The organism is Streptomyces sp. 17_S59, assembly GCF_056930295.1.
On record NZ_JBXOWD010000001.1, the window covers coordinates 3,310,841 to 3,335,033 of the forward strand.

The window sequence follows — 24,193 nt, forward strand, 5'->3', positions numbered from 1 at the left end:
GCGTGGTGCGATCCTGGACCCCGTATGTCTACGCAGCCTGCCGCCCCCGCCACCTTCGACGGCCTCGCCGCCCGCCTGCCCGAGCTGATGCTGCGCGATGCGCAGCGGCTGGGGCGGCGGCTCGACGGTGCGCGCCGCATCCGCAAGCCCGAGGCCCGCGAGGCCGTGCTGGCCGAGATCGCGGCGGAGGTCGGCACCGCCGAGCTGCGCGTCGCGGACCGGCGCGCCGCCGCGCCCGTGGTGAGCTATCCGGAGCAGTTGCCGGTCAGCCAGAAGAAGGACACCATCCTCGAGGCGATACGCGACCACCAGGTCGTGATCGTCGCCGGTGAGACCGGCTCCGGCAAGACCACCCAGATCCCCAAGATCTGCATGGAGCTGGGCCGGGGCGTCCGGGGCCTCATCGGGCACACCCAGCCCCGCCGGATCGCCGCCCGCACGGTGGCCGAGCGGGTGGCCGAGGAGCTGCGGACGCCGCTGGGCGAGGCGGTCGGCTGGAAGGTCCGCTTCACCGACCAGGTCGGCGGCACCACCATGGTCAAGCTGATGACCGACGGCATCCTGCTCGCCGAGATCCAGACGGACCGCGAGCTGCGCCAGTACGACACGATCATCATCGACGAGGCCCACGAGCGCAGCCTCAACATCGACTTCCTGCTGGGCTACCTCGCCCGGCTGCTCCCCCGGCGCCCCGACCTCAAGGTCGTCATCACCTCCGCGACGATCGACCCCGAGCGCTTCTCCCGCCACTTCGGCGACGCGCCCATCATCGAGGTCTCGGGCCGTACGTACCCGGTGGAGGTCCGCTACCGCCCGCTGCTGGAGGAGGGCGGGGACGACTCCGACCGCGACCAGATCACCGCGATCTGCGAGGCCGTCGACGAGCTGCAGAAGGAGGGCCCCGGGGACATCCTGGTCTTCCTCTCCGGCGAGCGGGAGATCCGGGACACGGCGGACGCGCTGGAGAAGCGCAAGTACAGGTTCACCGAGGTCCTGCCGCTCTACGCACGCCTGTCCCACGCCGAGCAGCACCGCGTCTTCCAGCGGCACACCGGGCGCCGGATCGTCCTCGCCACGAACGTCGCCGAGACGTCCCTGACCGTCCCCGGCATCAAGTACGTGATCGACCCCGGCTTCGCCCGCATCTCCCGCTACAGCCACCGCACCAAGGTCCAGCGGCTGCCGATCGAGCCGGTCTCGCAGGCCAGCGCCAACCAGCGCAAGGGCCGCTGCGGCCGTACCAGCGACGGCATCTGCATCCGGCTGTACTCGGAGGACGACTTCCTCGCGCGGCCGGAGTTCACGGACGCCGAGATCCTCCGGACGAACCTGGCGTCGGTCATCCTGCAGATGACGGCGGCCGGGCTCGGCGACATCGAGAAGTTCCCCTTCATCGACCCGCCGGACCGGCGCAACATCAAGGACGGCGTCGACCTGCTCCAGGAGCTGGGGGCGATCGACCCCCAGCAGAAGGATCCGAAGAAGCGGCTCACCCCGCTGGGCCGCAAGCTCTCGCAGCTGCCCGTGGACCCCCGGCTGGCCCGGATGGTGCTGGAGGCCGACCGCAACGGCTGCGTCCGCGAGGTCATGGTCATCGCGGCCGCGCTGTCGATCCAGGACCCGCGCGAGCGGCCCTCGGACAAGCAGGCGCAGGCCGATCAGCAGCATGCCCGGTTCAAGGACGAGACGAGCGACTTCCTCGCCTTCCTCAACCTCTGGCGCTACATCCGCGAGCAGCAGAAGACGCTGTCGTCCTCCGCCTTCCGCCGCATGTGCAAGTCGGAGTTCCTGAACTACCTGCGCATACGCGAGTGGCAGGACATCTACTACCAGCTGCGTACGGTCGCCAAGACCATGGGCATCCACCTCGCCGAGGAGGAGGCCGCGCCGGAGCGCGTGCACCAGTCGCTGCTGGCCGGTCTGCTGTCGCACATCGGGCTCAAGGACACCGAGAAGAACAACGAGTTCGTGGGAGCGCGGAGCGCCAAGTTCGCGGTCTTCCCCGGGTCGGCGCTGTTCAAGAAGCCGCCGCGCTGGGTGATGTCGGCGGAGCTGGTGGAGACCTCCCGGCTGTGGGCGCGCGTCAACGCCCGTATCGACCCGGAGTGGATCGAGCCGCTCGCGCAGCACCTGGTGAAGCGCACGTACAGCGAGCCGCACTGGGAGCAGAAGCAGGCGGCGGTGATGGCCTACGAGCGGGTGACGCTCTACGGCGTGCCGATCGTGACGCAGCGGAAGGTCAACTACGGGCGGATCGACCCGGAGACCAGCCGTGAGCTGTTCATCCGCAATGCGCTCGTCGAGGGCGACTGGCGGACGCACCATCAGTTCTTCCACGACAACCGCAAGCTGCTCGGCGAGGTCGAGGAGCTGGAACACCGGGCGCGGCGCCGGGACATCCTGGTCGACGACGAGACGCTCTTCGACTTCTACGACCAGCGGCTGCCCGAACACGTCGTTTCCGGGGCGCATTTCGACTCCTGGTGGAAGCACAAGCGACGCGAAGAGCCGGAGTTGCTCAATTTCGAGCACTCCATGCTCATCAACGAGAACGCCGAGGCGGTCACCAAGGCCGACTACCCGGACTCCTGGCGGCAGGGCCGGCTGAAGTTCAAGGTGACGTACCAGTTCGAGCCGGGTGCGGACGCGGACGGTGTGACCGTCCACATCCCGCTCCAGGTGCTCAACCAGGTCTCCGCCGAGGGCTTCGACTGGCAGATCCCCGGGCTGCGCGAGGACCTGGTCACGGAGCTGATCCGGTCGCTCCCCAAGCCGATCCGCCGCAACTGCGTCCCGGCGCCGAACTTCGCCCAGCGGTTCCTGGACGGTGCGGTACCCCTCCAGGAGCCCCTGACGGCCGCCCTGGCCCGCGGGCTGCACCGGATGACGGCCGTGCGGATGGAGGCCGAGGACTTCGACCTGGGCAAGGTCCCGGACCACCTGAAGATCACCTTCCGGGTGGTCGACGAGCGCAAGCGCAAGATCGCCGAGGACAAGGACCTGGAGGCGCTGCGGCTCCGGCTCAAGCCGAAGACGCAGGCCGCGATCACCAAGGCCTTCGAGAAGGCCGCCGAGTCGTCCGGCACGGCCGGGCCCGAGCAGCGCTCGGGGCTGACCCAGTGGACCGTCGGCACTCTGCCCCGCACCTTCGAGACGCGGCGCGCGGGCCAGCCCGTCAAGGCGTACCCGGCGCTCGTCGACGAGGGCGCGTCCGTCGCCGTACGGCTCTTCGACACCGAGCCGGAGCAGCGTGAGGCGATGTGGCGCGGCACCCGCCGGCTCATCCTGCTCAACCTGCCGTCCAACCCGGCGAAATTCGCCCAGGACAAGCTCGGCAACCAGCAGAAGCTCGCCCTGTCGCGGAATCCGCACGGCTCGGTGCAGGCCCTCTTCGAGGACTGCGTCTCCGGCGCGGCGGACAAGCTGATCGCGGCGCACGGCGGCCCGGCCTGGGACGAGGAGTCCTTCCGCAAACTCTTCGACGCGGTGCGCGCCGACATCGTGGACGCGACGCTGGACGCGATCCGCAGGGTGCAGGAGGTGCTGGCCGCCTGGCAGGCGTGCGAGCGCCGGCTGAAGGCGACCACCAGCCTGGTGCTGGTGCCGTCCCTCACCGACGTCAAGGAGCAGCTGGCCGGACTGATCAAGCCGGGCTTCGTCACCGCCCACGGCGTCCGCCGGCTCCCGGACCTGCTGCGCTACCTCGTGGCCGTGGACCGGCGGCTCACCCAGCTGCCCACCAACGCCGAGCGGGACCGGTCCCGCATGGCGAAGGTGCACGAGATGCAGGACGAGTACGCGTGGCTGCTGGAGCAGTTCCCCAAGGGGCGTCCGGTGCCCCAGGAGGCCCTGGAGATCCGCTGGATGATCGAGGAACTCCGGGTGAGCTACTTCGCCCACGCGCTCGGCACGGCCTACCCGGTCTCGGACAAGCGGATCGTGAAGGCCATCGACCAGCTGGCGCCCTAGCGGGTGGCGGGGGGGTGTGCTCCAGGTCTCGTCGATCGAGTTCGACCGCACCCCCTGACCTGCTGTAGAGTCTTGCTTCGCAGCCCCGCGAGAGCGGGAAAGCAAGCAAGGTCCTGTGGAGCAGTTTGGAGTGCTCGCCACCCTGTCAAGGTGGAGGCCGCGGGTTCAAATCCCGTCAGGACCGCAGTGAACGAAGGCCCGGATCCGGTTAACGGATCCGGGCCTTCGCGCATGCACCTTGACTGCGACACGTGCCAGGGGTACCCAGTCAGTGGGAGGTGCTGCGCTTCATGACGACGACCACCCGGACCGACGACAAGCGGACCGAGAGCATCCGGCATGAGACGCGGGCGCTGCTGCGTGCCCACCTCTCCGCCGCGGTCGGCTACCGGCACCTGACCCGGCACTGCGCGGTCTGTCACCGGCTCCTGCGCCTCGTCCAGGAGGCCGGGGGCGAGGTGCAGCCGTTCCCCGCGCTCCGGGAGCGCCGCCGGGGCGCCGCACCGGGCGAGGGAGCCCCGGCGAGGTGAGCAACGCCGGTCGGCGGGGCGGCAGTCGGCCGCCGCTACGGCCGCGCAAGCCCTTTACCCCACGGGCACGCTGAGCGACAAGCACGTTGCACTGTGACGGGGCTCACCGAAAGTCTTGCCGGAGTGAGGGAACTTACCCCCTCCCTACGCCCAGTCAATTTAATATGTGCAATTGCACCGTCCCGGAGGACGGCCCGAAGCCCGCGCCGGCGCCACCCCGGACCGCCCGGGTGCGACCGGCAGGCCGGCCGCCCGGACCGCCGCCGGGCATAAAAAGATCGCGCTGGACCCGGCGGAGTCCAGCGCGATCGACGACACTCGCCCAAGTCGGTGGGCTCGACGCCTGTTGGGGCAGGCATCCCGTCGTTTGCTGCTTGTGGAGCTGTTGAGCTCTGCTTGGGCGGTCGCCGGGTTGGGGGCCCCGGAAATCACCCGGTTATTCGGTTGTTCAGGCCTCGCTGCGCTGCTGCGGAATACCCGCCAGCAGTGCGCGGACCTCTGCCTCGCGGTAACGCCGGTGTCCTCCGAGCGTACGGATGGACGTGAGCTTGCCTGCCTTGGCCCAGCGGGTGACCGTCTTGGGGTCAACGCGGAACATCGTGGCAACCTCAGCCGGGGTCAGCAGCGGCTCGGCATCAGGGGTGCGAGCGGTCATGAGCGGCCTCCTCGGGAGAACCGAACATCGCGTCGGTTCTTTCCTCTAAATTCTGCACCTTGACCCACGTTGCCCGAAATGGCGGACGCGGGCCGAGTCGGTTATAGGACGAACGGCTTGTCCTCGGCACTACAACTACACCATCTGTCCAGCCACGTCGGCCAAACCGATGGAATTGCCCTCTCAGGTGTTCAACCTCGACGGAAGCCGACTCACCATGCCATAGCGGACAGTCACGCCACCGTGACGATCAGTCACAGCGGGATCAAAGAGATCAGGGGTCACCAGGCCCGCCAAGGAGTGCAATACCGATCTATCCGCCCTTACTTGGGCGGAAGGAGCCCTTCCCGGACTCCTTGTCCTATTTTGCCACGAGGATTGGTGATGGGCGCAAGACCTGACGTAAGTGCGATAGGTCACGGTTGCCGCAATAGCCCGGATCAGGACCTAGGTCCCGGCACCACCCGTCCGGGCGACCCTCAGTTCGCGAACTGCCGGTCCCTGATGGTCCGCCAACGCTCCGTCAGCCGCTCGTAGGCCGCCCCCGCCCGCGCACCGTCACCGGCCCGCAGCGCGGCCAGCCCCTCCGCGGTGTCGGCCGCGGAGTGGTCCTCGGCCAGCTGTGCCTCCGGAACCATATGCACAAGTCCGCCGTAGTCCAGCTCCACCAGCGAGCGCGGGTGGAACTCTTCCAGCCACTTGCCCACCTCCACCAGTCCGTCGATCAGCGGACCCTCCTCGATGGCGTCCCGGAGTGTACGCAGCCCGCGGGCCACCCTGCGCCGGGCCTGGACCATCGGCGTCCGGTAGCGCAGCAGCAGCGGCTCCGTGCCCGGGCGGGCGGCGTCCCCCTTGCCGTACTCGCGCTCCTCGTCGGAGAAGAGCACGAACCAGCGCAGCGGGACCTGCCAGGTGGCGGTCCTGATCCACGGCCGGGCGTCCGGGTTCCGCTCCAGCCAGCGGGCGTAGTCCGCCTCGGCCTGGCGGCGCACCACCGGCGGCAGCACCGCGTCCAGCACCGGCGCCGGGAAGCGCTCGGCCAGCTCCTCCAGCGCCAGCCAGCCGCGCAGCCGGGTCCGCCAGGGGCAGACGCACACGACGCCGTCCACGACCGCGACGAACGCGTCGGCGCTCTCGTGCACCGGCACGGGCACGGGCGGGGTGGGCAGCAAGTCCGCCAGCGAGCGTCGGAGTTCGTCCTGAGCCCCGGGGAGGTCCTCCCGGCGGGCGTAGCGGGCCCAGTGCGTGCGCTCGGGCTCGGGGAACGCGCCCAGCGGCTCGTAGACCCGCAGGTATGCCGCGTACGGGACGGTCACCGACGACGCCAGGCCCACGCTCGCTCCCTCAAGCAGGAGGACTCCACCGGGGAGTTGCGGCCGCCCCTCCCCGCCCTGTCCAAATCGTCCCATGGCGCCGGAGCACGGGAGAGTGATCCTCGGCACGGGACCGGTCAGCGGGCCCGGCAGGTCTTACCCTCTTGGGCAACCGGCCCTCCACCACCCCCGGGAGGGCGACCTCCGCGACATATGGAGTCACCACCGTGACTGACGTACGTCCCACCACCGGCGCCGCCGACGGCGTGCTGCAGACCCTGTTCCGATCGGACCAGGGCGGCCACGAGCAGGTCGTGCTCTGCCAGGACCGCGAGACCGGCCTCAAGGCCGTCATCGCCCTCCACTCCACCGCCCTGGGCCCGGCCCTCGGCGGTACCCGCTTCTACCCGTACCCCTCCGAGGAGGAGGCGGTGCTGGACGCGCTGAACCTGTCGCGCGGCATGTCGTACAAGAACGCCCTGGCGGGCCTCGACCACGGTGGCGGAAAGGCCGTGATCATCGGCGATCCCGATTCGATCAAGACCGAACAGCTGCTGCTTGCCTACGGTCGCTTCGTGGCCTCCCTCGGCGGCCGCTACGTCACCGCCTGCGACGTCGGCACCTACGTCCAGGACATGGACGTCATCGCCCGCGAGAACCGCTGGACCACCGGCCGCTCCCCCGAGAACGGCGGGGCCGGCGACTCCTCGGTGCTCACCGCCTTCGGCGTCTTCCAGGGCATGCGGGCCGCCGCGCAGACCCAGTGGGGCGAGCCGACGCTGCGCGGCCGCCGGGTGGGCATCGCGGGCGTCGGGAAGGTGGGCCACCACCTCGTCCAGCACCTCGTCGAGGACGGCGCGGAGGTCGTGATCACGGACGTGCGGGCCGAGGCCGTCGCGCGGATCACCGCCCGGCACCCGCAGGTCACCGCGGTCGCCGACGCGGACGTGCTGGTCCGCACCCCGCTGGACGTCTACGCCCCCTGCGCGCTGGGCGGCGCCCTGAACGACGGGACGGTGGCCGCGCTGACCGCGACCGTGGTCTGCGGCGCCGCGAACAACCAGCTCGCCCACCCCGGCGTCGAGAAGGACCTGGCCGACCGGGGCATCCTCTACGCCCCCGACTACCTGGTGAACGCGGGTGGTGTGATCCAGGTCGCCGACGAGCTGCACGGTTTCGACTTCGACCGGGCGAAGGCCAAGGCGACCAAGATCTTCGACACCACTTTGGCCATATTCGAGCGGGCGAAGGCGGACGGCATCCCGCCGGCCGCCGCGGCCGACCGGCTCGCCGAGCAGCGCATGGCCGAGGCCAGGGCGGTGGTCCCGGCCCCCCGGTAATCCGTCACGACGGTCACCTTCCGTCAACCCGCCCGGCCGTTGTGTCACCCGGGCGGGTGCACGGCATCCGCACAGCGGTCCCCACAGACGCACCGCCGGGAGGTGGTGAACGAGAGATCTCTCACCACCCCTCGGCGGGTCGGCGTCCAGGACACGTTAAAATCGCAGCTGACCAGCGAGTACTGGGCCCCTTGCGGGCCCGGCTGCGTGGCACGTCATGCGGGCGACGTACCGTATGGCCGCGGAAGCAGGTACCGTTGAAGCTCTACAGGCCGGACACCCTCCCACAGGGGTCCGCTCTGACTCATGAACGTGAACGCGTGTCAAGACTCTGGGGCCGTCGAGCCCCGTCAATGAGGGGGTCGAGCCATGGGGCGCGGCCGGGCCAAGGCCAAGCAGACAAAGGTCGCCCGCCAGCTGAAGTACAACAGCGGCGGGACCGACCTCTCACGTCTGGCCAATGAGCTGGGCGCAACGCAGCCGTCGACGAAGCAGCCGCCGAACAGCGAGCCGCTCGAGGACGAGCTGGAGGACGACCCGTACGCTCAGTACGCGGCGCGTTACAACGAGGACGAGGACGAGGACGAGCAGGTCTCCGACCAGTCCGCGTACCGTCGCCGCGCTTGACGCGTTGACTTTCACCGACCCGGTCCGGGGCTTCGCCCCGGGCCGGGTTCTGTGCTGCGTGCACGCTGGCGCTGAGCTGGGCCGTGCAGGTCGCTGCGCGTAGCTGAGGCCGTCGTGCGGGTGCGGGCCGGTGGTCCGGTTGTGCCCACCCGTTCCGCCCTGCGGAACGCCTGCCCACAACCGGACCCCCCTCGATCAGCTCGCGTAGTCACCGTTCAAGGCCACGGCCTCGGCGTGCCCGCCGCGCTCGGTGATCTCCCCCGCGACCCAGGCGTCCACGCCCCGGTCGGCGAAGGTCGCCAGCGCCACGTCCACGGACTCCTGCGGCACGACGGCCATCATGCCGACGCCCATGTTCAGGGTCTTCTCCAGCTCGAGCCGCTCGACGCCGCCGAGCTTCCCCACCAGGTCGAAGACCGCGCCCGGCGCCCAGGTCGAGCGGTCGACGGCCGCGTGCAGCCCGTCCGGGATCACCCGGGCCAGGTTGTTGGCCAGCCCGCCGCCGGTGATGTGCGAGAAGGCGTGCACCTCCGCCGTACGGGTGAGGGCCAGGCAGTCCAGCGAGTAGATCCTCGTCGGCTCCAGCAGCTCCTCGCCCAGGGTGCGGCCGAACTCCGGAACCTCCCGGTCCAGCTCCCAGCCGGCCCGGTCGAAGAGCACATGGCGAACCAGCGAGTACCCATTCGAGTGAAGTCCGGACGAGGCCATCGCGATGACCGCGTCACCCTTGCGGATGCGATCCGCGCCCAGCAGCCGGTCGGCCTCGACCACGCCCGTACCGGCGCCGGCCACATCGAACTCGTCCGCGCCGAGCAGGCCCGGGTGCTCGGCGGTCTCCCCGCCGACCAGGGCGCAGCCCGCGAGGACGCAGCCCTCGGCGATGCCCTTGACGATGGCGGCGACGCGGTCCGGGTAGACCTTGCCGACGCAGATGTAGTCGGTCATGAACAGCGGCTCGGCGCCGCAGACCACCAGGTCGTCGACGACCATGCCGACGAGGTCGTGGCCGATGGTGTCGTAGACGCCCATGCGGCGGGCGATGTCGACCTTGGTGCCGACGCCGTCCGTCGCGGAGGCGAGCAGCGGGCGCTCGTAACGCTTGAGGGCACTGGCGTCGAAGAGGCCGGCGAAACCGCCGAGGCCACCGACGACCTCGGGGCGGGTGGCCTTCTTGACCCACTCCTTCATCAGCTCGACGGCGCGGTCGCCCGCCTCGATGTCGACGCCCGCGCTTGCGTAGCTGGCGCCGCCTTCGGCACTGGCAGTCTCAGAGGACGCTGAGGACATCTTGAGATCTTTCGTGTCGTTCGTAACTACGGGGACTACGGGGCTGCAGGCCGTCACGGGCGGCGCAGGGCATCGGCGGCATCGGCGCCGCCGGCCAGCTCCGTCTCCAGCAGCTGCTTGCCGAGCAGCTGGGGATCGGGCAGCTCCATCGGGTACTCGCCGTCGAAGCACGCCCGGCAGAGGTTGGGCTTGGCGATGGTGGTCGCCTCGATCATGCCGTCGAGGGAGATGTAGGCGAGGGAGTCCGCGCCCAGCGACTTGCCGATCTCCTCGACCGTCATGCCGTTGGCGATCAGCTCGGCGCGGGTGGCGAAGTCGATGCCGAAGAAGCACGGCCACTTCACGGGCGGGGAGGAGATCCGCACGTGGACCTCGGCCGCACCGGCCTCGCGGAGCATCCGGACGAGCGCGCGCTGGGTGTTGCCGCGGACGATCGAGTCGTCGACGACCACCAGGCGCTTGCCCCTGATCACTTCCTTGAGCGGGTTGAGCTTGAGCCGGATGCCGAGCTGGCGGATGGTCTGGCTGGGCTGGATGAAGGTCCGGCCGACGTAGCTGTTCTTGACCAGGCCCGTGCCGTACGGGATGCCGCTGGCCTCGGCGTAGCCCACGGCGGCGGGCGTGCCGGACTCCGGGGTCGCTATCACCAGGTCGGCGTCCACCGGGGCCTCGGCGGCCAGCCGGCGGCCCATCTCCACGCGGGAGAGGTAGACGTTGCGGCCCGCGATGTCGGTGTCGGGGCGGGCGAGGTACACGTACTCGAAGATGCAGCCGCGCGGCTTCGCCTCGGCGAAGCGGGAGGTACGCAGCCCGTCCTCATCGATGGCGATCATCTCGCCGGGCTCGATCTCGCGGACGAAGGAGGCGCCGCAGATGTCGAGGGCGGCCGTCTCGGAGGCCACCACCCAGCCGCGCTCCAGGCGGCCCAGCACCAGCGGGCGGATGCCCTGCGGGTCACGGGCGGCATAGAGCGTGTGCTCGTCCATGAACACGAGGGAGAAGGCGCCCTTGACGACCGGCAGGACCTTGGCGGCGGCCTGCTCGACCGTGAGCGGCTTGCCGTCGTCGTCCGTCTGGCCCGCGAGCAGGGCGGTGACCAGGTCGGTGTCGTTGGTCGCCGCGACCTGGGTGGCCCGGCCGTTCTCCCGGGGGAGGGCGGCGACCAGCTCGGCCAGCTCGGCCGTGTTGACCAGGTTGCCGTTGTGGCCCAGCGCGATGGAGCCGTTGGCGGTCGCGCGGAAGGTCGGCTGCGCGTTCTCCCACACCGAGGCTCCGGTGGTGGAGTAGCGGGCGTGACCGACCGCGATATGGCCCTGGAGAGAGCCCAGGGAAGTTTCGTCGAAGACCTGGGACACCAGTCCCATGTCCTTGAAAACGAGGATCTGGGAGCCGTTGCTCACCGCGATGCCCGCGGACTCCTGTCCACGGTGCTGCAGCGCATACAGCCCGAAATAGGTGAGTTTTGCGACCTCTTCACCCGGAGCCCAGACACCGAAGACGCCACAAGCGTCCTGGGGGCCCTTTTCGCCGGGAAGCAGGTCGTGGTTGAGTCGTCCGTCACCACGAGGCACACCTTGAGTCTATGGCAGGGATGAGGTTCATCCGAACCGGGGACGACCGGTGATGCCTCACACCACGCACAGCCACGTGACACACACAGCGAATCACCGATCTCCCGGTTTTCGTATTGGCCTTAATGACCTAGGTCTTAACGGCCTTCTCCCGGCTTCTCCCGGCTTTCCCTCAGCCGAGCAAGGGAAGTTGCCCCGAAAGATCCGCGCGCTCGCCACTCGCCGTGACGGCGGCTGCGTCGAGGGCCGCGGACCACTCCGTACGGCCCGTGGCAAGGCGAATCCAGGTCAACGGATCGGTCTCCACGACATTCGGGGGCGTGCCGCGGGTGTGCCGCGGCCCCGCCACGCACTGCACCACGGCGAACGGCGGAATACGCACCTCGACCGAGCCGCCGGGGGCCTTGGCGGCCAGCGCGTCGGCGAGCAGCCGGGTGGCGGTGGCCAACGCCTGGCGGTCGTAAGGGATCTCGGCGCCGAGGGCGGTGGCGAGGTCGTCCGTGTGGGCGATGAGCACGGCACAGCGGGTGACCAGGAAATCGTCCAGTCGCATCGCGCCGGTGGGGGTGGCGAGGAGGCGGTCCGGCGGTGCGGTGGTGGTGAGTTCGGCGAAGCGGGCCGCTACGCGGTCGAGCAGGGCCAGGGGGGCTGCTGCCGCTTCTTCGTCCGCTTCCGCCGGCGGCTCTGCGGGCATGGCTGACACCACTGCCGGCCACTCGGTGAGGGTGATCTCCCGTGCGGGAGGAGCGGGTTGCTCGAGGGCACGGTTGACCGCGGCAACGGTTTGGGTGATGCGGGTGATCAACTCGCGGGCGGGGAGGGCGAGCTGGTCTTCGGGGAGGGGGGTCAGGGCGGTGCGGATGTTGTGGAGCTGGGTGGTGAGGGCGGTGCGGGTTCTGGGGTGGTTGTAGGTGCGGGTGCGGGGTGCCATGGGGGGATCTTTCCCCAACCCCGCCCCTTCCCGCAGCATCCGATATGCGGCTCCGCCGCAGGGCGGGGGCTCCGCCCCCGGACCCCCGGGCGGGGTGCAGGGGGCGCAGCCCCCTGCACCCCGGGCCCCTCGCGCTGCGCGCGGGGCGAGATTCGGGGGCTCTGCCCCCGGACCCCGCTTACGCCAGCAACGCCGGGATCGTCGACTCGTGGGTCGTGCGGAGTTCCGGCAGGGGGATCTCGAACTGGCCCTGGATGTCGATCGATTCGCCGTCCACCACGCCGATCCGCGTCGCCGGCAGGCCCCGTGCCCCGCACATGTCCGTGAAGCGCAGCTCCTCGCTGCGCGGCACGGCCACGATCGCGCGGCCCGCGGACTCCGAGAACAGGAAGACGAAGGGGTCCGTCCCTTCCGGTACGACGATCCGGGCGCCCTTGCCGCCGCGCAGGCACGACTCCGCCAGGGCCTGGATCAGGCCGCCGTCCGAGAGGTCGTGCGCCGCGTCGATCATGCCGTCGCGCGAGGCGGCGATCAGGATCTCGGCAAGCAGCTTCTCGCGGTCCAGGTCCACGGCCGGCGGCAGCCCGCCGAGGTGGTCGTGGATCACCTGGGACCAGGCCGAACCACCCAGCTCCTCCTTGGTGTCACCGAGCACGTAGAGCAGGTGGCCCTCGTCCGAGAACGCCATCGGCGTACGGCGGTTGACGTCGTCGATGACGCCGAGGACCGCGACGACCGGGGTCGGGTGGATGGCCGTCTCGCCCGTCTGGTTGTACAGCGACACGTTGCCGCCGGTCACCGGCGTGCCCAGGGCCAGGCAGCCGTCCGCCAGGCCGCGCGTGGCCTCGGCGAACTGCCACATGACCGCCGGGTCCTCCGGCGAGCCGAAGTTGAGGCAGTTGGAGATCGCCAGCGGCCGGGCGCCGGTCGCGGCGACGTTGCGGTACGACTCCGCCAGCGCGAGCTGCGCGCCCGCATACGGGTCGAGCTTGGCGTACCGGCCGTTGCCGTCCGTCGAGACGGCGACACCGAGGTTGGTGTCCTCGTCGACGCGGACCATGCCGGAGTCCTCGGGCTGGGCGAGGACCGTGTTGCCCTGGACGAAGCGGTCGTACTGGTCCGTGATCCAGGACTTGGAGGCCTGGTTCGGGGAGGAGATCACCTTCAGGACCTGCGCACGCAGCTCCTCGGCGGTCTCCGGGCGGGCCAGCTTGTTCGCGTCGTCGGCCTGGAGGTCGTCCTGCCAGTCCGGACGGGCGTACGGGCGCTCGTACACCGGGCCCTCGTGGGCGACGGTGCGCGGCGGCACGTCCACGATCTGCTCGCCGTGCCAGAAGATCTCCAGCCGCTCGCCGTCGGTGACCTCACCGATGACGGTGGCGATGACGTCCCACTTCTCGCAGATCTCGAGGAAGCGGTCGACCTTGCCGGGCTCGACGATCGCGCACATGCGCTCCTGCGACTCGCTCATGAGGATCTCCTCGGGCGAGAGCGTCGCGTCGCGCAGCGGCACACGGTCCAGCTCGACGCGCATGCCGCCGGAGCCGGCGCTGGCCAGCTCGCTGGTGGCGCAGGAGAGACCGGCGCCGCCGAGGTCCTGGATGCCGTCGACCAGGTCCTCGCGGAAGACCTCCAGGGTGCACTCGATGAGGAGCTTCTCCTGGAAGGGGTCGCCGACCTGGACGGCGGGGCGCTTCGTCGGCTTCGAGTCGTCGAAGGTCTCGGAGGCGAGGACCGAGACGCCGCCGATGCCGTCGCCGCCCGTGCGGGCGCCGTACAGGATGACCTTGTTGCCCGCGCCGGACGCCTTCGCGAGGTGGATGTCCTCGTGCTTCATCACGCCCACGCACAGGGCGTTGACCAGCGGGTTGCCCTGGTAGCAGGCGTCGAAGACGACCTCGCCGCCGATGTTGGGCAGGCCCAGGCAGTTGCCGTAGCCGCCGATGCCCGCGACCACGCCCGGCAGGACGCGCTTGGTGTCGGGGTGGTCGGCGGCGCCGAAGCGCAGCGGGTCCATGACGGCGACCGGGCGGGCGCCCATCGCGAGGATGTCGCGGACGATGCCGCCCACGCCCGTGGCCGCGCCCTGGTAGGGCTCGATGTACGAGGGGTGGTTGTGCGACTCGACCTTGAAGGTGACCGCGTAGCCCTGGCCGACGTCGACGACGCCGGCGTTCTCGCCGATGCCGACGAGCAGGGCGTCGTTCTCCGGGGCCTTCTCGCCGAACTGGCGGAGGTGGACCTTGCTGGACTTGTACGAGCAGTGCTCCGACCACATGACGGAGTACATGGCGAGTTCGGCGCCGGTCGGGCGGCGGCCGAGGATCTCGCGGATGCGCGCGTACTCGTCCTCCTTGAGCCCGAGTTCGGCCCAGGGCTGGGCGTCGTCCGGGGTCTCGGCGGCGTGCTTGACGGTGTCGAGAGTCATGCGGCACCTACATTCTTCGCTTCTCCGCCCGTGCGGCGCAGAGGTGCGGCTTTCGTATTCGTCTGCGGCTGGGCGGCCGCACGTGCGACGCTCATGCGACCAGCTTCTTCAGGATCGAGGTGAAGAATCCGAGGCCGTCCGTGCGGCCGGTGCCGACGAGCGGCTCCACCGCGTGCTCGGGGTGCGGCATCAGGCCGACGACATTGCCGGCGGCGTTGGTGATGCCCGCGATGTCGCGGAGCGAGCCGTTGGGGTTGCCGTCCAGGTAGCGGAAGGCGACGCGGCCCTCGGCCTCCAGCTCGTCCAGGGTGCGCTCGTCGGCCACGTAGCGGCCGTCGATGTTCTTCAGCGGGATGGAGATCTCCTGGCCCGCTGCGTAGTCGGTGGTCCAGGCGGTGTCCGCGTTCTCCACACGGAGCTTCTGGTCGCGGCAGACGAAGTGCAGGTGGTTGTTGCGCAGCATCGCGCCGGGCAGCAGGTGGGTCTCGGTGAGCACCTGGAAGCCGTTGCAGATGCCGAGGACGGGCATGCCCGCCTTCGCCTGCCCGATGACGGTCTCCATCACCGGCGAGAAGCGGGAGATCGCCCCCGCCCGCAGGTAGTCGCCGTAGGAGAAGCCGCCGGGCAGGACCACGGCGTCGACCTGCTTGAGGTCCTTGTCGCGGTGCCAGAGCGGCACGGGCTCGAGCCCGGCGATGCGGACGGCGCGCTGGGTGTCGCGGTCGTCCAGGGTGCCGGGGAAGGTGACGACTCCTACGCGTGCGGTCACGAGTCCACTCGCACGGTGAAGTCCTCGATCACGGTGTTGGCGAGAAACGTTTCCGCCATCTCGTGGATTCGGGCGAGGGCGGCGTCGTCCACCGGACCCTCCACCTCGAGTTCAAAGCGCTTGCCCTGACGGACGTCGGCGATCCCCTCGAAACCCAGGCGTGGCAGCGCGCGCTGCACCGCCTGGCCCTGCGGGTCGAGGATCTCCGGCTTGAGCATGACGTCGACTACGACGCGTGCCACTGGCACTCCCGGTGTGTGGTGCGTGAGCTGAAGCGGTACGGCCAGAGTACAGTCCCCAAAAATCTACGCGCATAGATATGCTGGGCTTATCCTCCGGGTTTACGGAGCCGGGGCCGCGGGCCACCCCGGGAAAATTCCGGAAAAAAGAGCTGGGGATCGCACCGTCCTGATTGCAAAGGGGCGGGGGGACGGAATTAACTGGGCCCCACGACGCATAGTCCTTTGCTGTACAAATGAATATGTATTGACCGAGAACAACCGCAAACCTCACATCACCGCAGGTCAACGCGGTGAACTGGCCGAAAGGACCGATTTCCGTGGCGCAGCGCGTAGTGGTCACACTCTCCGACGACATCGAGGGCGGGGAAGCCGCGGAGACCGTCATCTTCGGGATCGACGGCAAGTCGTACGAGATCGACCTGAACTCTGCCAATGCGAAGAAACTGCGAGAGGTCTTCGCGCCTTACCTGGAGGCCGGTCGCAAGCAGTCCCGCTCGGGCAAGGCCTACCGCCGGACGGCCGTGGCGCCCGACCCGGCGGCGGTGCGCGCGTGGGCGCGCTCGCACGGCATGGAGGTGCCGCCCCGCGGCCGGATCCCGAAGAAGGTCTACGAGGCGTTCAACGCCGCGGGGTGAGCGCCCCCGCTCCCCTCTGACGCTCGTCTCCGCCACCCGCCAGGGGCCGCGGCCGGCATCCGGTCGCGGCCTGCCGATCATCGGATTTGCCAACCGCCCCGGGTGATCAGCTAGAGTCTGGATCACGCCGAGGGGCAACGCCGGGAAACCGGCCGGAACTTCGGGGTCATGCGGGTGTAGCTCAGTAGTAGAGCGCCCCCTTTCCAAGGGGGAGGCGCAGTGTGCGATTCCTGTCACCCGCTCTGACCGTCCAGCGATCCACAACTGTGGATCGTCTGGGTGGACGCGCGGGTGTAGCTCAGTAGTAGAGCGCCCCCTTTCCAAGGGGGAGGCGCAGTGTGCGATTCCTGTCACCCGCTCTGTTCGTCTGCCGTCCACGTCAGTGGATCCGGCGGTCGACCTGCGGGTGTAGCTCAGTAGTAGAGCGCCCCCTTTCCAAGGGGGAGGCGCAGTGTGCGATTCCTGTCACCCGCTCTCATCACTTACCGACCACTGCTGTGGATCAGGTAGAGTGGTGCTCGCGCCGCCCGGTGAAAGCCGGTCGGAGGCAATGCGGACGTAGCTCAGTTGGTAGAGCGCAACCTTGCCAAGGTTGAGGTCGCGAGTTCGAGCCTCGTCGTCCGCTCAGAGAAAGAAGGCCCCGGTCGGGAACGACCGGGGCCTTCTGCGTTTCCCTGCACAGCTACCCGGCCGGCCACCCTGCGCGAAAGATGTGACCGTCGTCACCTTTGCCCCGTTTGAGCCCGAGGGTGTCATCGGAGGGGCTCGGCGTTGGCTATAGTGGTACTCGCACCGCACGGAAGAGCGGCGCACATGCGGACGTAGCTCAGTTGGTAGAGCGCAACCTTGCCAAGGTTGAGGTCGCGAGTTCGAGCCTCGTCGTCCGCTCAAGGAAAGAAGGCCCCGGTCGGGAACGACCGGGGCCTTCTGCGTTCCTGCTCGCGCTTCAGCCCGGAAAGCCTCGGTCCCGAAAGCCTCGGTCCGGAAAGCTCAGGCGGAAGCGGGCGCCGCCCGTCCCGGCCTGCTCCGCGGTCAGCCGGGCGCCGTGGGCGCGGGCGATCTGGCGGGCCATGGCGAGGCCCAGGCCGGAGCCGGGCAGGGCGCGGGCCTGGCGGGAGCGGTAGAACCGGTCGAAGACGTGCGGCAGGTCCTCGGCCGCGATGCCGGGGCCGTGGTCGCGCACGGTGAGGTCGAGCGAGCTTTCCGTGCGCGCCAGGTGCACCTCCACCAGACCGCCGGCCGGGCTGAACTTGGCCGCGTTGTCCAGGAGGTTGGACAGCAGCCGGGCGAGCCGGGCGGGTACGCCCGGAACCGTGGCCTCGATCACATCCGTGGTGAACACCGTGCCGGGCCAGTGCCCGCGCGCGGCCGCCGCACAGCGCTCGGCGAGGAGATCGAGCCGCACCTGTTCGACGAGCGGCTGCGGCTCCTCGTCCCGGGCCAGCTCGATGAGGTCGTTGACCATGCCGGTCACTTCGCGCAGCTGCCGTCCCAGGGCCTCGGCGGCGCGGGCGCGCTGGGCCGGGGAGAGCCGCTCCGCGCGGGCCAGCAGCTCGGCGTTGGTGCGGAGTGCGGTGAGCGGGGTGCGCAGCTCGTGGGAGGCGTCGGCGACCAGGCGGCGCTGGGCGGCGACGGCCTCCTCCAGCTCGCCGAGCATGGTGTTGAAGCTGGCTGCGAGGCGGGTGATCTCGTCCTGGCGGTGCTCCCCCCTTTTCCCGTACCGGGGCAGCTCGATGCGGTGGGCCGGGTCGCGGGTGGCGGCGATGCGCTCGGCGGTGGCGGTGAGCCGGGTGACGGGGCGCAGCGAGGTGCGCGAGGCGAGGTAGCCGAGCGCGGCGGCGAGCAGGACGCCCACGGCGCCGACGGCACCCAGGTACCAGCCGGCCTGGCGCACTCCCTGGTCGACGGCGTCCGAACGGGCCGCGACCTGGAGGGCGCGGCCGTCCTTGCCCGGCACCGGGGTGGTGAACATGCGCATCGGGTGGCCGTCGTGGGTGATGTCGCTGTAGAACGCGCCGAGGGTGCCGGCCGCAACGCGGCGCGTGGCGCCCGTCACGGGCAGCACCAGGCCTTGTCGGCCCGGTGCGGCCGGGTCGGCGCGGACGATCTGGGCACAGGCGGGTGCGGCCCGCCAGACGCACTCGTCGCCGAGGACGCCGGTGTCGGTGCCGCCGCGGGTCTGCTGGGCGATGAGCTGGGCCTGCTGTTTGAGCTGGAGGTCGAGCTGGCGGACGAGTTCGTAGCGGATGACGACGAACGCGGCGGCGAGGACGCCGAGGGCGACGAAGGCGACGGCGGCGGAGGTGATCAGGGCGAGGCGGGCGCGGAGGGGTTTGCGGCGGAGGCCGAGGCGTCCCGGCTTTTGTTCTTGCTCCTTTTGTTCTTGCTCCTTTTGTTCTTGCTCCTTTCGCTCCGCCTCCGGCGGGTTCACCGTTCCGCCAGGCGGTAGCCGATGCCGTGCACCGTGTGGACGAGGCGGGAGGCGCCGCCCGCCTCCAGCTTGCGGCGGAGGTAGCCGATGTAGACGGCGAGGGAGTTGGACTCCGGGCCGAAGTCGGCGCCCCAGACGCGCTCCTGGATGACCTCGCGGGCCAGTACCTGGCCCGGGTGGCGCAGGAACACCTCCAGCAGTGCGAATTCGGTGCGGGTGAACTCGAGGTCGACGCCCGCGCGTTCCCCGGTGCGGGTGACGGGGTCCACGGTGAGGTCGGCGAAGGCCAAGTCCGCCGGGCCGCCGACGGGTTCGGCCGGGGCCGCGCGGCGGAGCAGGGCGCGCAGCCGGGCCAGCAGCTCGTCGAGGGCGAAGGGTTTGACGAGGTAGTCGTCGGCCCCGGCGTCCAGGCCCGCGACGCGGTCGGACACGGCGTCCCGGGCGGTGAGGACGAGCACGGGGGTGCGGTCGCCCAGCTCGCGGAGGCGGCGGCAGACGGCGAGGCCGTCGAGCACGGGCATGGCGAGGTCGAGGACGATGGCGGCGGGTGGGGCGGCGGCGACGGCGGAGAGGGCGGCGAGGCCGTCGGCGGCGGAGCGGACGGTGTAGCCCTCGACGGTCAGGCCGTCGACCACGGCCGCCCTTACGTCGGGGTCGTCGTCCACGACGAGGACGGGCGTTTCGGGCATGGCGCTGCGCTCCGGGGGGCGGGGGTGGGTGATCGTGCCGGCTCCCCACGATGGCAGACGTTGTCTGAGAGGGCTCTTAGGGTGCGGGTGGTTGTTGGGGGGGGTGATTCCCCGATCCCGCCCCTTCCCGAAACTGGGGCTGCGCCCCAGACCCCAAGAGAGAACTGGGGGCTCCGCCCCCTGGCCCCCGGGCCCCTCGCGCTGCGCGCGGGGGCGAAGCTCGGGGGGGGCAAATCCAGCCTCTCCGGCGTTTGAGGAGCGGGGGTCCAGGGGCGGAGCCCCCGCCCTGCGGCGGAGCCGCATATCGGATACAGCGGGAAGGGGCGGGGTGGGGAAGAAACCCCCCGACTCAGGACCAGAGCTGGCCCGTCAGGCGTTCGTACGCTTCCGCGTACTTCGCTCGCGTGCGGTCCACGATTTCTTCCGGGAGCGCCGGCGGCGGGGTGTCGCCCGTGCGGTCCCAGCCCGATTCCTTCGACGACAGCCAGTTGCGGACGAACTGCTTGTCGAAGGACGGCTGGGTGCGGCCCGGCTGCCACTCGTCGGCGGGCCAGAAGCGGGAGGAGTCGGGGGTCAGGACCTCGTCCGCGAGGACGAGGTCGCCGTCGGCGAAGCCGAATTCGAACTTCGTGTCGGCGAGGATGATGCCGCGGTCCCGGGCGATGTCGCGGGCCCGGCCGTAGACCGCGAGGGTCGTCTGGCGCAGCAGCGCCGCGGTCTCGGCGCCGACCTGCCGGGCGACCTCCTCGTAGGCGACGTTCTCGTCGTGCTCGCCGACCTCGGCCTTGGTCGCGGGGGTGAAGATCGGGGAGGGCAGCTCGGAGCCGTCGACCAGGCCCTCGGGGAGGGCGAGGCCGCAGACGGTGCGCGTCTGCTCGTACTCGGCGAGGCCCGAGCCCGTGAGGTAGCCGCGGGCCACGCACTCCACCGGGACCATGTCCAGGGAGCGGCAGATCAGCGTGCGGCCGGCCCAGTCGGCGGGGGCCCCGGCGGGCAGTTCGGTGGAGATGACGTGGTGGGGGACCAGGTCCGCGAGGTGCTCGAACCACCAGAGGGAGAGCTGGGTGAGGATGCGGCCCTTGTCGGGGATCTCCGTCGGCAGCACCCAGTCGTACGCGGACATGCGATCGCTGGCGACCATGACGAGCCGGCCGGCCTCGTCGCGGTAGAGGTCGCGGACCTTGCCCGTGTGCAGATGCACAAGGCCCGGCACCTCGACGGGCTTGGGCTTCTCGACGAATCCGGACACGCGTCCTCCCGGTGGTTTGTCCAAACACCTCGATTCTGCCGTACCGGCGGAGGAAGCCCGGGCAGGGGGTCGGACCCGCTTGTCAGACCCGCTTGCAGATGCGGTCCAGGAGATTGGCCGTGGCGCGCTGGATGCGGGAGTCCACGTGGCCGGGCCGGTCCAGGGCCGGGGACCAGGCGAAGGTGCCGGAGGCGAAGACCAGGGCGCCGCTGGGGGCGCGGTAGAGGGAGGTCTCCTGGTGGCGCCGGATGCCCTCGCCGTCCTCGTACGGGGAGTGGGCGAGCAGGATGCGGCGCGTGTGCTCGGGCAGGGCCGTGCGGGGGAAGTAGCGGTCGGCCTCGCCGGCGACCAGGCCGGGCAGCTCGTCGCCCTCGCCGGCGCCGGTGGCCTCCCACAGCCAGTGGTCGGCGTTGCGGACGACCATGGGGGCGGGCTCGGGCACCCGGCCCGCGTACTGGATGCCGAGCAGCTGCTGCTCGGGGGGCGAGGCGTCGCGCCAGAGCGCGGAGCGGCCGGGGCCCCGGCGTTTCCGGCAGGTGAGCAGGTGGTCGGGGCCGGCGGGCGAGGGGGCCAGCTCCACCTGCCAGTACATGGTGTTGGCGGAGAGGAACACCAGTGACGTGCCGTGGTCCCGGGCGTCCTCGACGGCCCGGCGCATGGCGGGCGACCAGTACTCGTCGTGCCCCGGGAAGACCATGCCGCGGTAGCGTGCCGGATCGATTCGCCCGGCGTGCAGGTCGCGGGTCTCGGCGTAGGCGAGGCCGTAGCCGTAGCGCTCGGCCCAGCGGATGAAGTCGTAGGCGTGGCCCACGTGCAGGGGCAGGCCCGCGCCCGCGTAGGGGCGGTCGAAGGAGACCGTGGTGGCGGCGCCCTCCTCGCCGAGGAGCCGGCCGTCGGCGTCCCAGGCGTGGTAGAGGCTGGCGCCCGTGCGGCCGTCCTCGGGGTAGAGGTTGTAGGCCTGCCAGGTGATGTCGGGGAGGACGAGCAGCAGGTCGGCGGGGGCGGCGTCGCGGACGGTGAACGGGATGTGGCTGCGGTAGCCGTCGGCGGTGGTCAGGACGGCCACATAGGCGCCGGTGCTCCAGAAGGAGGGGATCGGCAGCCGCCAGGAGAGCCACCAGTGGTGGCAGGAGACGGTGCGGTCGAAGACGAGCGGCGGCGGCTGGACGATGCCGGACAGCCGGGGGCTGCTGGTGGTCTTGGCGGCGCCCACGCCGCCGTAGTGGCCGATGCGGTAGACGTCCACGCCGAACTGCTGCGGCGGGTCCACGGTGATCCGGAAGTCGATGGACTCGCCGGGGGCGACGGCGCTGTGGGTGGCGAAGCCCTTGATCTGGCAGTGGACGTCGTCGGCGGTGCGGGGGCCGGGTCTGCGGGGCGGCGGGACCCGCAGGGCCACGGGGGCGCCCCTGTGCCGCCCGGGCAAGGGGGGAGCGGCGGCCACCGGGTCCACGTACCAGGGGATGATCTGGCCGGTGTCGTCGAAGTAGTACTCGTCGCCGCGGAGCCAGGGCAGCGGGCCCTGCCCGAAGGGGTCCGACACGGCGTGTGCGAGTGCCCCGGACTCCCAGCGGCGGATCTGGTCCATCCCCATGTGCGCTCCCTCCCCTGGCACCCGGATACCCATTCGGTTTCCCAGCGGATCCCCAGCAGATCACACGGCACGCCCGGCTCGTCGCCGTTCGTCGGGAAATTCCCCGAAAGTGATGGCTCGGCCTCTACGCAGCGTGACCGCATCACGCTCCGTGAGGGCGGTGCGGCGCCCGTCCGTCACCCCAGCCGGACCGGCTTCTCCGGGCGCACGCCCACCTCGCCGAGCCAGGCGCGCAGCGGCTCGCCGTCCCCGTCCTCGATGAGGCTGAGGACCGAGCGGGCGAGGCCGGCGCGCCGGGCGCCGCCGACGAGCAGCGCCGGGCCGTCCAGCCAGTCCAGGCCGGGGGCGGCCCCGGCGGTGTCCACGGCCGCGCAGCACACCATGGCCGTGACGTGGTCGGTGAGCAGCTCCCGGCCGCTCCGCGGCGGCTGGAGCGGGAACAGCGGCGCGAGCCCGTCGACCCAGGAGCCGCCGACAGCGGCGAACAGCCCCCGCCTGGCCGCCCGCTCCTCCCGGGCCGCCTCGCGCGCCACTTCGGCGCTCAGCCGCACCTCCAGCTCCTCCCCCACCCCGCCGCCGGCCGGGCCGGTGAGGCGCTCCAGGACCCTGGCGACCGTGGGGGCGGCGGGGGCGTCCGGAGCGGGGCCGGGCAGGGCGCCGGGCGCCGCGCCCGTCGCGGCGATGTCGTCGAGGACGCGGTGCAGCCGGGCGGCCTCCAGCCGCCACTTACGGTCCACGACCTCCTCCGGGTACTGGCTCCAGGCGACGGGGGACCAGTCGGGGCCGGGCTCGCAGGGGCCGCCGTGGAAGAGCCGGGCGGCGAGCAGGGAGGCGGCCTCGTCGATGAGGCCGGGTTCCTCCAGGAGGTCGCAGGCGGGCCGCTCGCCCAGCCGGGAGGCGAAGCCTTCCGCCAGCCGGTCGCGGCGGGACAGCTCGGTGAGCGCGGAGACGACGCCCGCGTCCAGCCGGGAGGGCCAGCGGCCCATCCGCCAGGCGGGCAGCGCGACCCGGTTCAGCAGCCGGTCCCAGCCGGCGTAGGCGAGGCCGACCTGCTCCTGGGCGACGATCCGCAGCCCGTAGTCCACCGCCTGGGCACGCTCGGAGGCGGCCGCGGCGACCCCGCGCTCCATCTCGGCCGCGTGGTCGCGGCAGGAGCGCAGCAGCAGCCGGGCCGCCCAGCCGACGAAGCCCAGCAGCGGCCGCCCGGCGGCCACGGCCACGGCGGCGTCCAGACCCCGGACGAAGCGCCGGGCGGCCGCTATGTCGGGGTGGGCGGCCGGGCCCGTGCCCGCCACCACCGGGGCCAGCAGGGCGCGCAGCTCGGCGACGCGCATCCACCACAGGAACGGCGAGCCGATCACCAGCACGGGCGCCGCCCCGTCGGCGCGGCGGCGCGTGAACAGGCCCTCGCGCGGCGGGGCGTGCGCCGGGTGCGTACGGTCCTCGAGCCAGCTGTCGCAGTCGGGGGTGAGGGCCATGGCGGAGGGCGCCGGGACGTCCAGCCGGTCGGCGAGGTCGCGGACCAGGCGGTAGAGGTCGGGCGCCGTCTCCTCCGGGATCGGCACGGTGGGGCTGAGGGCCGGGCGGGCCCGGGCGACCACCATGGCGACGGCGGCCGCCAGCAGCAGGGCGAGCACGGCGAGGGCGGTCACGGCGGGGCGGACGACGCCCCAGACGGAGCCGTCCGGGATCCGCCCCATGGCGGAGCCGGCCGCCAGCACCACGGCTGCGGCGGCCGGCACCATGGCGACGGCCAGGCCGGCGCTGCGGACGCGCAGCACGGCGAGGGCTCGGGTGCGCGCGGTCAGCACGCCTGCTTCCGGACCTGCCACGAGACCGATCACCCCCAGTTGCCTGTCAGTGCTCTGCCGAGGTGCGTTGCCTTACCTCCCCCACTGTGGCACCGGCCTCTGACATCGCAATGCCGGTGGGC

General features: G+C 71.1%; 18 protein-coding genes and 6 tRNA genes. 11 read left to right on the forward strand and 13 right to left on the reverse strand.

Going from position 1 to position 24,193, the window contains the following annotated elements; all coding sequences use genetic code 11:
• Positions 1–24 precede the first annotated feature (24 nt).
• The 3 genes from hrpA to AC1Z4A_RS14675 all read left to right on the forward strand — a co-directional run bounded on the left by hrpA (position 25) and on the right by AC1Z4A_RS14675 (position 4,499).
• On the forward strand, positions 25–3,969 hold the full coding sequence (gene hrpA, locus AC1Z4A_RS14665) for an ATP-dependent RNA helicase HrpA (RefSeq protein WP_483679075.1): 3,945 nt from the start codon (positions 25–27) through the stop codon (positions 3,967–3,969).
• A gap of 109 nt (positions 3,970–4,078) precedes the next feature.
• A tRNA-Asp gene (locus AC1Z4A_RS14670) sits at positions 4,079–4,153 on the forward strand.
• Positions 4,154–4,259: 106 nt separating this feature from the next.
• Complete coding sequence (locus tag AC1Z4A_RS14675; protein ID WP_483679077.1) at positions 4,260–4,499, forward strand: DUF6274 family protein; 240 nt, start codon at positions 4,260–4,262, stop codon at positions 4,497–4,499.
• 448 nt (positions 4,500–4,947) lie between these two features.
• Here AC1Z4A_RS14675 and bldC read toward each other — a convergent pair whose 3' ends face one another.
• Positions 4,948–5,154, reverse strand: a complete 207-nt coding sequence (gene bldC / locus AC1Z4A_RS14680; RefSeq protein ID WP_003949541.1) for a developmental transcriptional regulator BldC — start codon at positions 5,152–5,154, stop codon at positions 4,948–4,950.
• Between the two features lie 479 nt (positions 5,155–5,633).
• The gene (locus AC1Z4A_RS14685) at positions 5,634–6,488 is read right to left on the reverse strand and encodes a DUF8083 family protein (protein WP_483679141.1); all 855 of its coding nucleotides are present in this window, start codon (positions 6,486–6,488) and stop codon (positions 5,634–5,636) included.
• A gap of 206 nt (positions 6,489–6,694) precedes the next feature.
• Between AC1Z4A_RS14685 and AC1Z4A_RS14690 the strand changes: the two genes are divergently transcribed.
• Positions 6,695–7,807 (forward strand): Leu/Phe/Val dehydrogenase, encoded by a 1,113-nt coding sequence (locus tag AC1Z4A_RS14690; protein WP_483679144.1) that lies wholly within the window; start codon positions 6,695–6,697, stop codon positions 7,805–7,807.
• 369 nt (positions 7,808–8,176) lie between these two features.
• A complete protein-coding gene (locus tag AC1Z4A_RS14695; protein WP_483679146.1) occupies positions 8,177–8,434 on the forward strand; it encodes a DUF3073 domain-containing protein in 258 nt (85 codons plus the stop codon).
• A gap of 195 nt (positions 8,435–8,629) precedes the next feature.
• Here the strand turns inward: AC1Z4A_RS14695 and purM are convergent, their stop codons facing one another.
• The 6 genes from purM to purS form a co-directional block, all read right to left on the reverse strand.
• The gene (purM, locus tag AC1Z4A_RS14700) at positions 8,630–9,721 is read right to left on the reverse strand and encodes a phosphoribosylformylglycinamidine cyclo-ligase (protein WP_483679148.1); all 1,092 of its coding nucleotides are present in this window, start codon (positions 9,719–9,721) and stop codon (positions 8,630–8,632) included.
• Between the two features lie 53 nt (positions 9,722–9,774).
• A complete protein-coding gene (gene purF, locus AC1Z4A_RS14705) occupies positions 9,775–11,292 on the reverse strand; it encodes an amidophosphoribosyltransferase (RefSeq protein ID WP_483679149.1) in 1,518 nt (505 codons plus the stop codon).
• Positions 11,293–11,464: 172 nt separating this feature from the next.
• Complete coding sequence (locus AC1Z4A_RS14710) at positions 11,465–12,223, reverse strand: sterol carrier family protein (protein ID WP_483679150.1); 759 nt, start codon at positions 12,221–12,223, stop codon at positions 11,465–11,467.
• Between the two features lie 178 nt (positions 12,224–12,401).
• Positions 12,402–14,651 carry a phosphoribosylformylglycinamidine synthase subunit PurL gene (gene purL / locus AC1Z4A_RS14715; protein WP_483679151.1) on the reverse strand — a complete coding sequence of 750 codons (2,250 nt, stop codon included), beginning with the start codon at positions 14,649–14,651 and terminating at the stop codon, positions 12,402–12,404.
• Positions 14,652–14,742: 91 nt separating this feature from the next.
• On the reverse strand, positions 14,743–15,420 hold the full coding sequence (gene purQ, locus AC1Z4A_RS14720) for a phosphoribosylformylglycinamidine synthase subunit PurQ (protein ID WP_483679152.1): 678 nt from the start codon (positions 15,418–15,420) through the stop codon (positions 14,743–14,745).
• Positions 15,417–15,662 (reverse strand): phosphoribosylformylglycinamidine synthase subunit PurS, encoded by a 246-nt coding sequence (purS, locus tag AC1Z4A_RS14725; RefSeq protein ID WP_006604673.1) that lies wholly within the window; start codon positions 15,660–15,662, stop codon positions 15,417–15,419. The genes purQ and purS overlap by 4 nt, the downstream gene beginning before the upstream one ends.
• 317 nt (positions 15,663–15,979) lie before the next feature.
• Here purS and AC1Z4A_RS14730 point away from each other — a divergent pair, with 317 nt between their 5' ends.
• From AC1Z4A_RS14730 to AC1Z4A_RS14755, 6 genes are all read left to right on the forward strand, one after another.
• The gene (locus AC1Z4A_RS14730) at positions 15,980–16,297 is read left to right on the forward strand and encodes a histone-like nucleoid-structuring protein Lsr2 (RefSeq protein ID WP_483679155.1); all 318 of its coding nucleotides are present in this window, start codon (positions 15,980–15,982) and stop codon (positions 16,295–16,297) included.
• A gap of 170 nt (positions 16,298–16,467) precedes the next feature.
• Positions 16,468–16,539 (forward strand) — tRNA-Gly (locus tag AC1Z4A_RS14735).
• Between the two features lie 45 nt (positions 16,540–16,584).
• Positions 16,585–16,656, forward strand: a tRNA-Gly gene (locus AC1Z4A_RS14740).
• A 43-nt stretch (positions 16,657–16,699) separates the two neighbouring features.
• Positions 16,700–16,771: transfer RNA gene (locus AC1Z4A_RS14745), tRNA-Gly, on the forward strand.
• Positions 16,772–16,849: 78 nt separating this feature from the next.
• A tRNA-Gly gene (locus AC1Z4A_RS14750) sits at positions 16,850–16,922 on the forward strand.
• Between the two features lie 190 nt (positions 16,923–17,112).
• A tRNA-Gly gene (locus tag AC1Z4A_RS14755) sits at positions 17,113–17,185 on the forward strand.
• Positions 17,186–17,243: 58 nt separating this feature from the next.
• Here AC1Z4A_RS14755 and AC1Z4A_RS14760 read toward each other — a convergent pair.
• The 5 genes from AC1Z4A_RS14760 to AC1Z4A_RS14780 form a co-directional block, all read right to left on the reverse strand.
• The gene (locus AC1Z4A_RS14760) at positions 17,244–18,608 is read right to left on the reverse strand and encodes a HAMP domain-containing sensor histidine kinase (RefSeq protein WP_483683598.1); all 1,365 of its coding nucleotides are present in this window, start codon (positions 18,606–18,608) and stop codon (positions 17,244–17,246) included.
• A 116-nt stretch (positions 18,609–18,724) separates the two neighbouring features.
• Entirely contained in the window at positions 18,725–19,417 is a 693-nt protein-coding gene (locus AC1Z4A_RS14765; protein WP_483679156.1) for a response regulator transcription factor, read from the reverse strand.
• Between the two features lie 349 nt (positions 19,418–19,766).
• The gene (locus AC1Z4A_RS14770) at positions 19,767–20,666 is read right to left on the reverse strand and encodes a phosphoribosylaminoimidazolesuccinocarboxamide synthase (protein WP_483679158.1); all 900 of its coding nucleotides are present in this window, start codon (positions 20,664–20,666) and stop codon (positions 19,767–19,769) included.
• 82 nt (positions 20,667–20,748) lie between these two features.
• Complete coding sequence (locus AC1Z4A_RS14775; RefSeq protein ID WP_483679160.1) at positions 20,749–22,260, reverse strand: N,N-dimethylformamidase beta subunit family domain-containing protein; 1,512 nt, start codon at positions 22,258–22,260, stop codon at positions 20,749–20,751.
• 176 nt (positions 22,261–22,436) lie between these two features.
• Complete coding sequence (locus tag AC1Z4A_RS14780; RefSeq protein WP_483679161.1) at positions 22,437–24,104, reverse strand: hypothetical protein; 1,668 nt, start codon at positions 24,102–24,104, stop codon at positions 22,437–22,439.
• Positions 24,105–24,193 lie beyond the last annotated feature (89 nt).

Bases quoted from the DNA above. Each gene is read 5' to 3' on its own strand.
- purM (WP_483679148.1), bottom strand. From the start codon at position 9,721: ATGTCCTCAGCGTCCTCTGAGACTGCCAGTGCCGAAGGCGGCGCCAGC.
- AC1Z4A_RS14675 (WP_483679077.1), top strand. From the start codon at position 4,260: ATGACGACGACCACCCGGACCGACGACAAGCGGACCGAGAGCATCCGG.
- AC1Z4A_RS14695 (WP_483679146.1), top strand. From the start codon at position 8,177: ATGGGGCGCGGCCGGGCCAAGGCCAAGCAGACAAAGGTCGCCCGCCAG.
- AC1Z4A_RS14775 (WP_483679160.1), bottom strand. From the start codon at position 22,260: ATGGGGATGGACCAGATCCGCCGCTGGGAGTCCGGGGCACTCGCACAC.
- purL (WP_483679151.1), bottom strand. From the start codon at position 14,651: ATGACTCTCGACACCGTCAAGCACGCCGCCGAGACCCCGGACGACGCC.
- AC1Z4A_RS14710 (WP_483679150.1), bottom strand. From the start codon at position 12,223: ATGGCACCCCGCACCCGCACCTACAACCACCCCAGAACCCGCACCGCC.
- hrpA (WP_483679075.1), top strand. From the start codon at position 25: ATGTCTACGCAGCCTGCCGCCCCCGCCACCTTCGACGGCCTCGCCGCC.
- AC1Z4A_RS14765 (WP_483679156.1), bottom strand. From the start codon at position 19,417: ATGCCCGAAACGCCCGTCCTCGTCGTGGACGACGACCCCGACGTAAGG.
- bldC (WP_003949541.1), bottom strand. From the start codon at position 5,154: ATGACCGCTCGCACCCCTGATGCCGAGCCGCTGCTGACCCCGGCTGAG.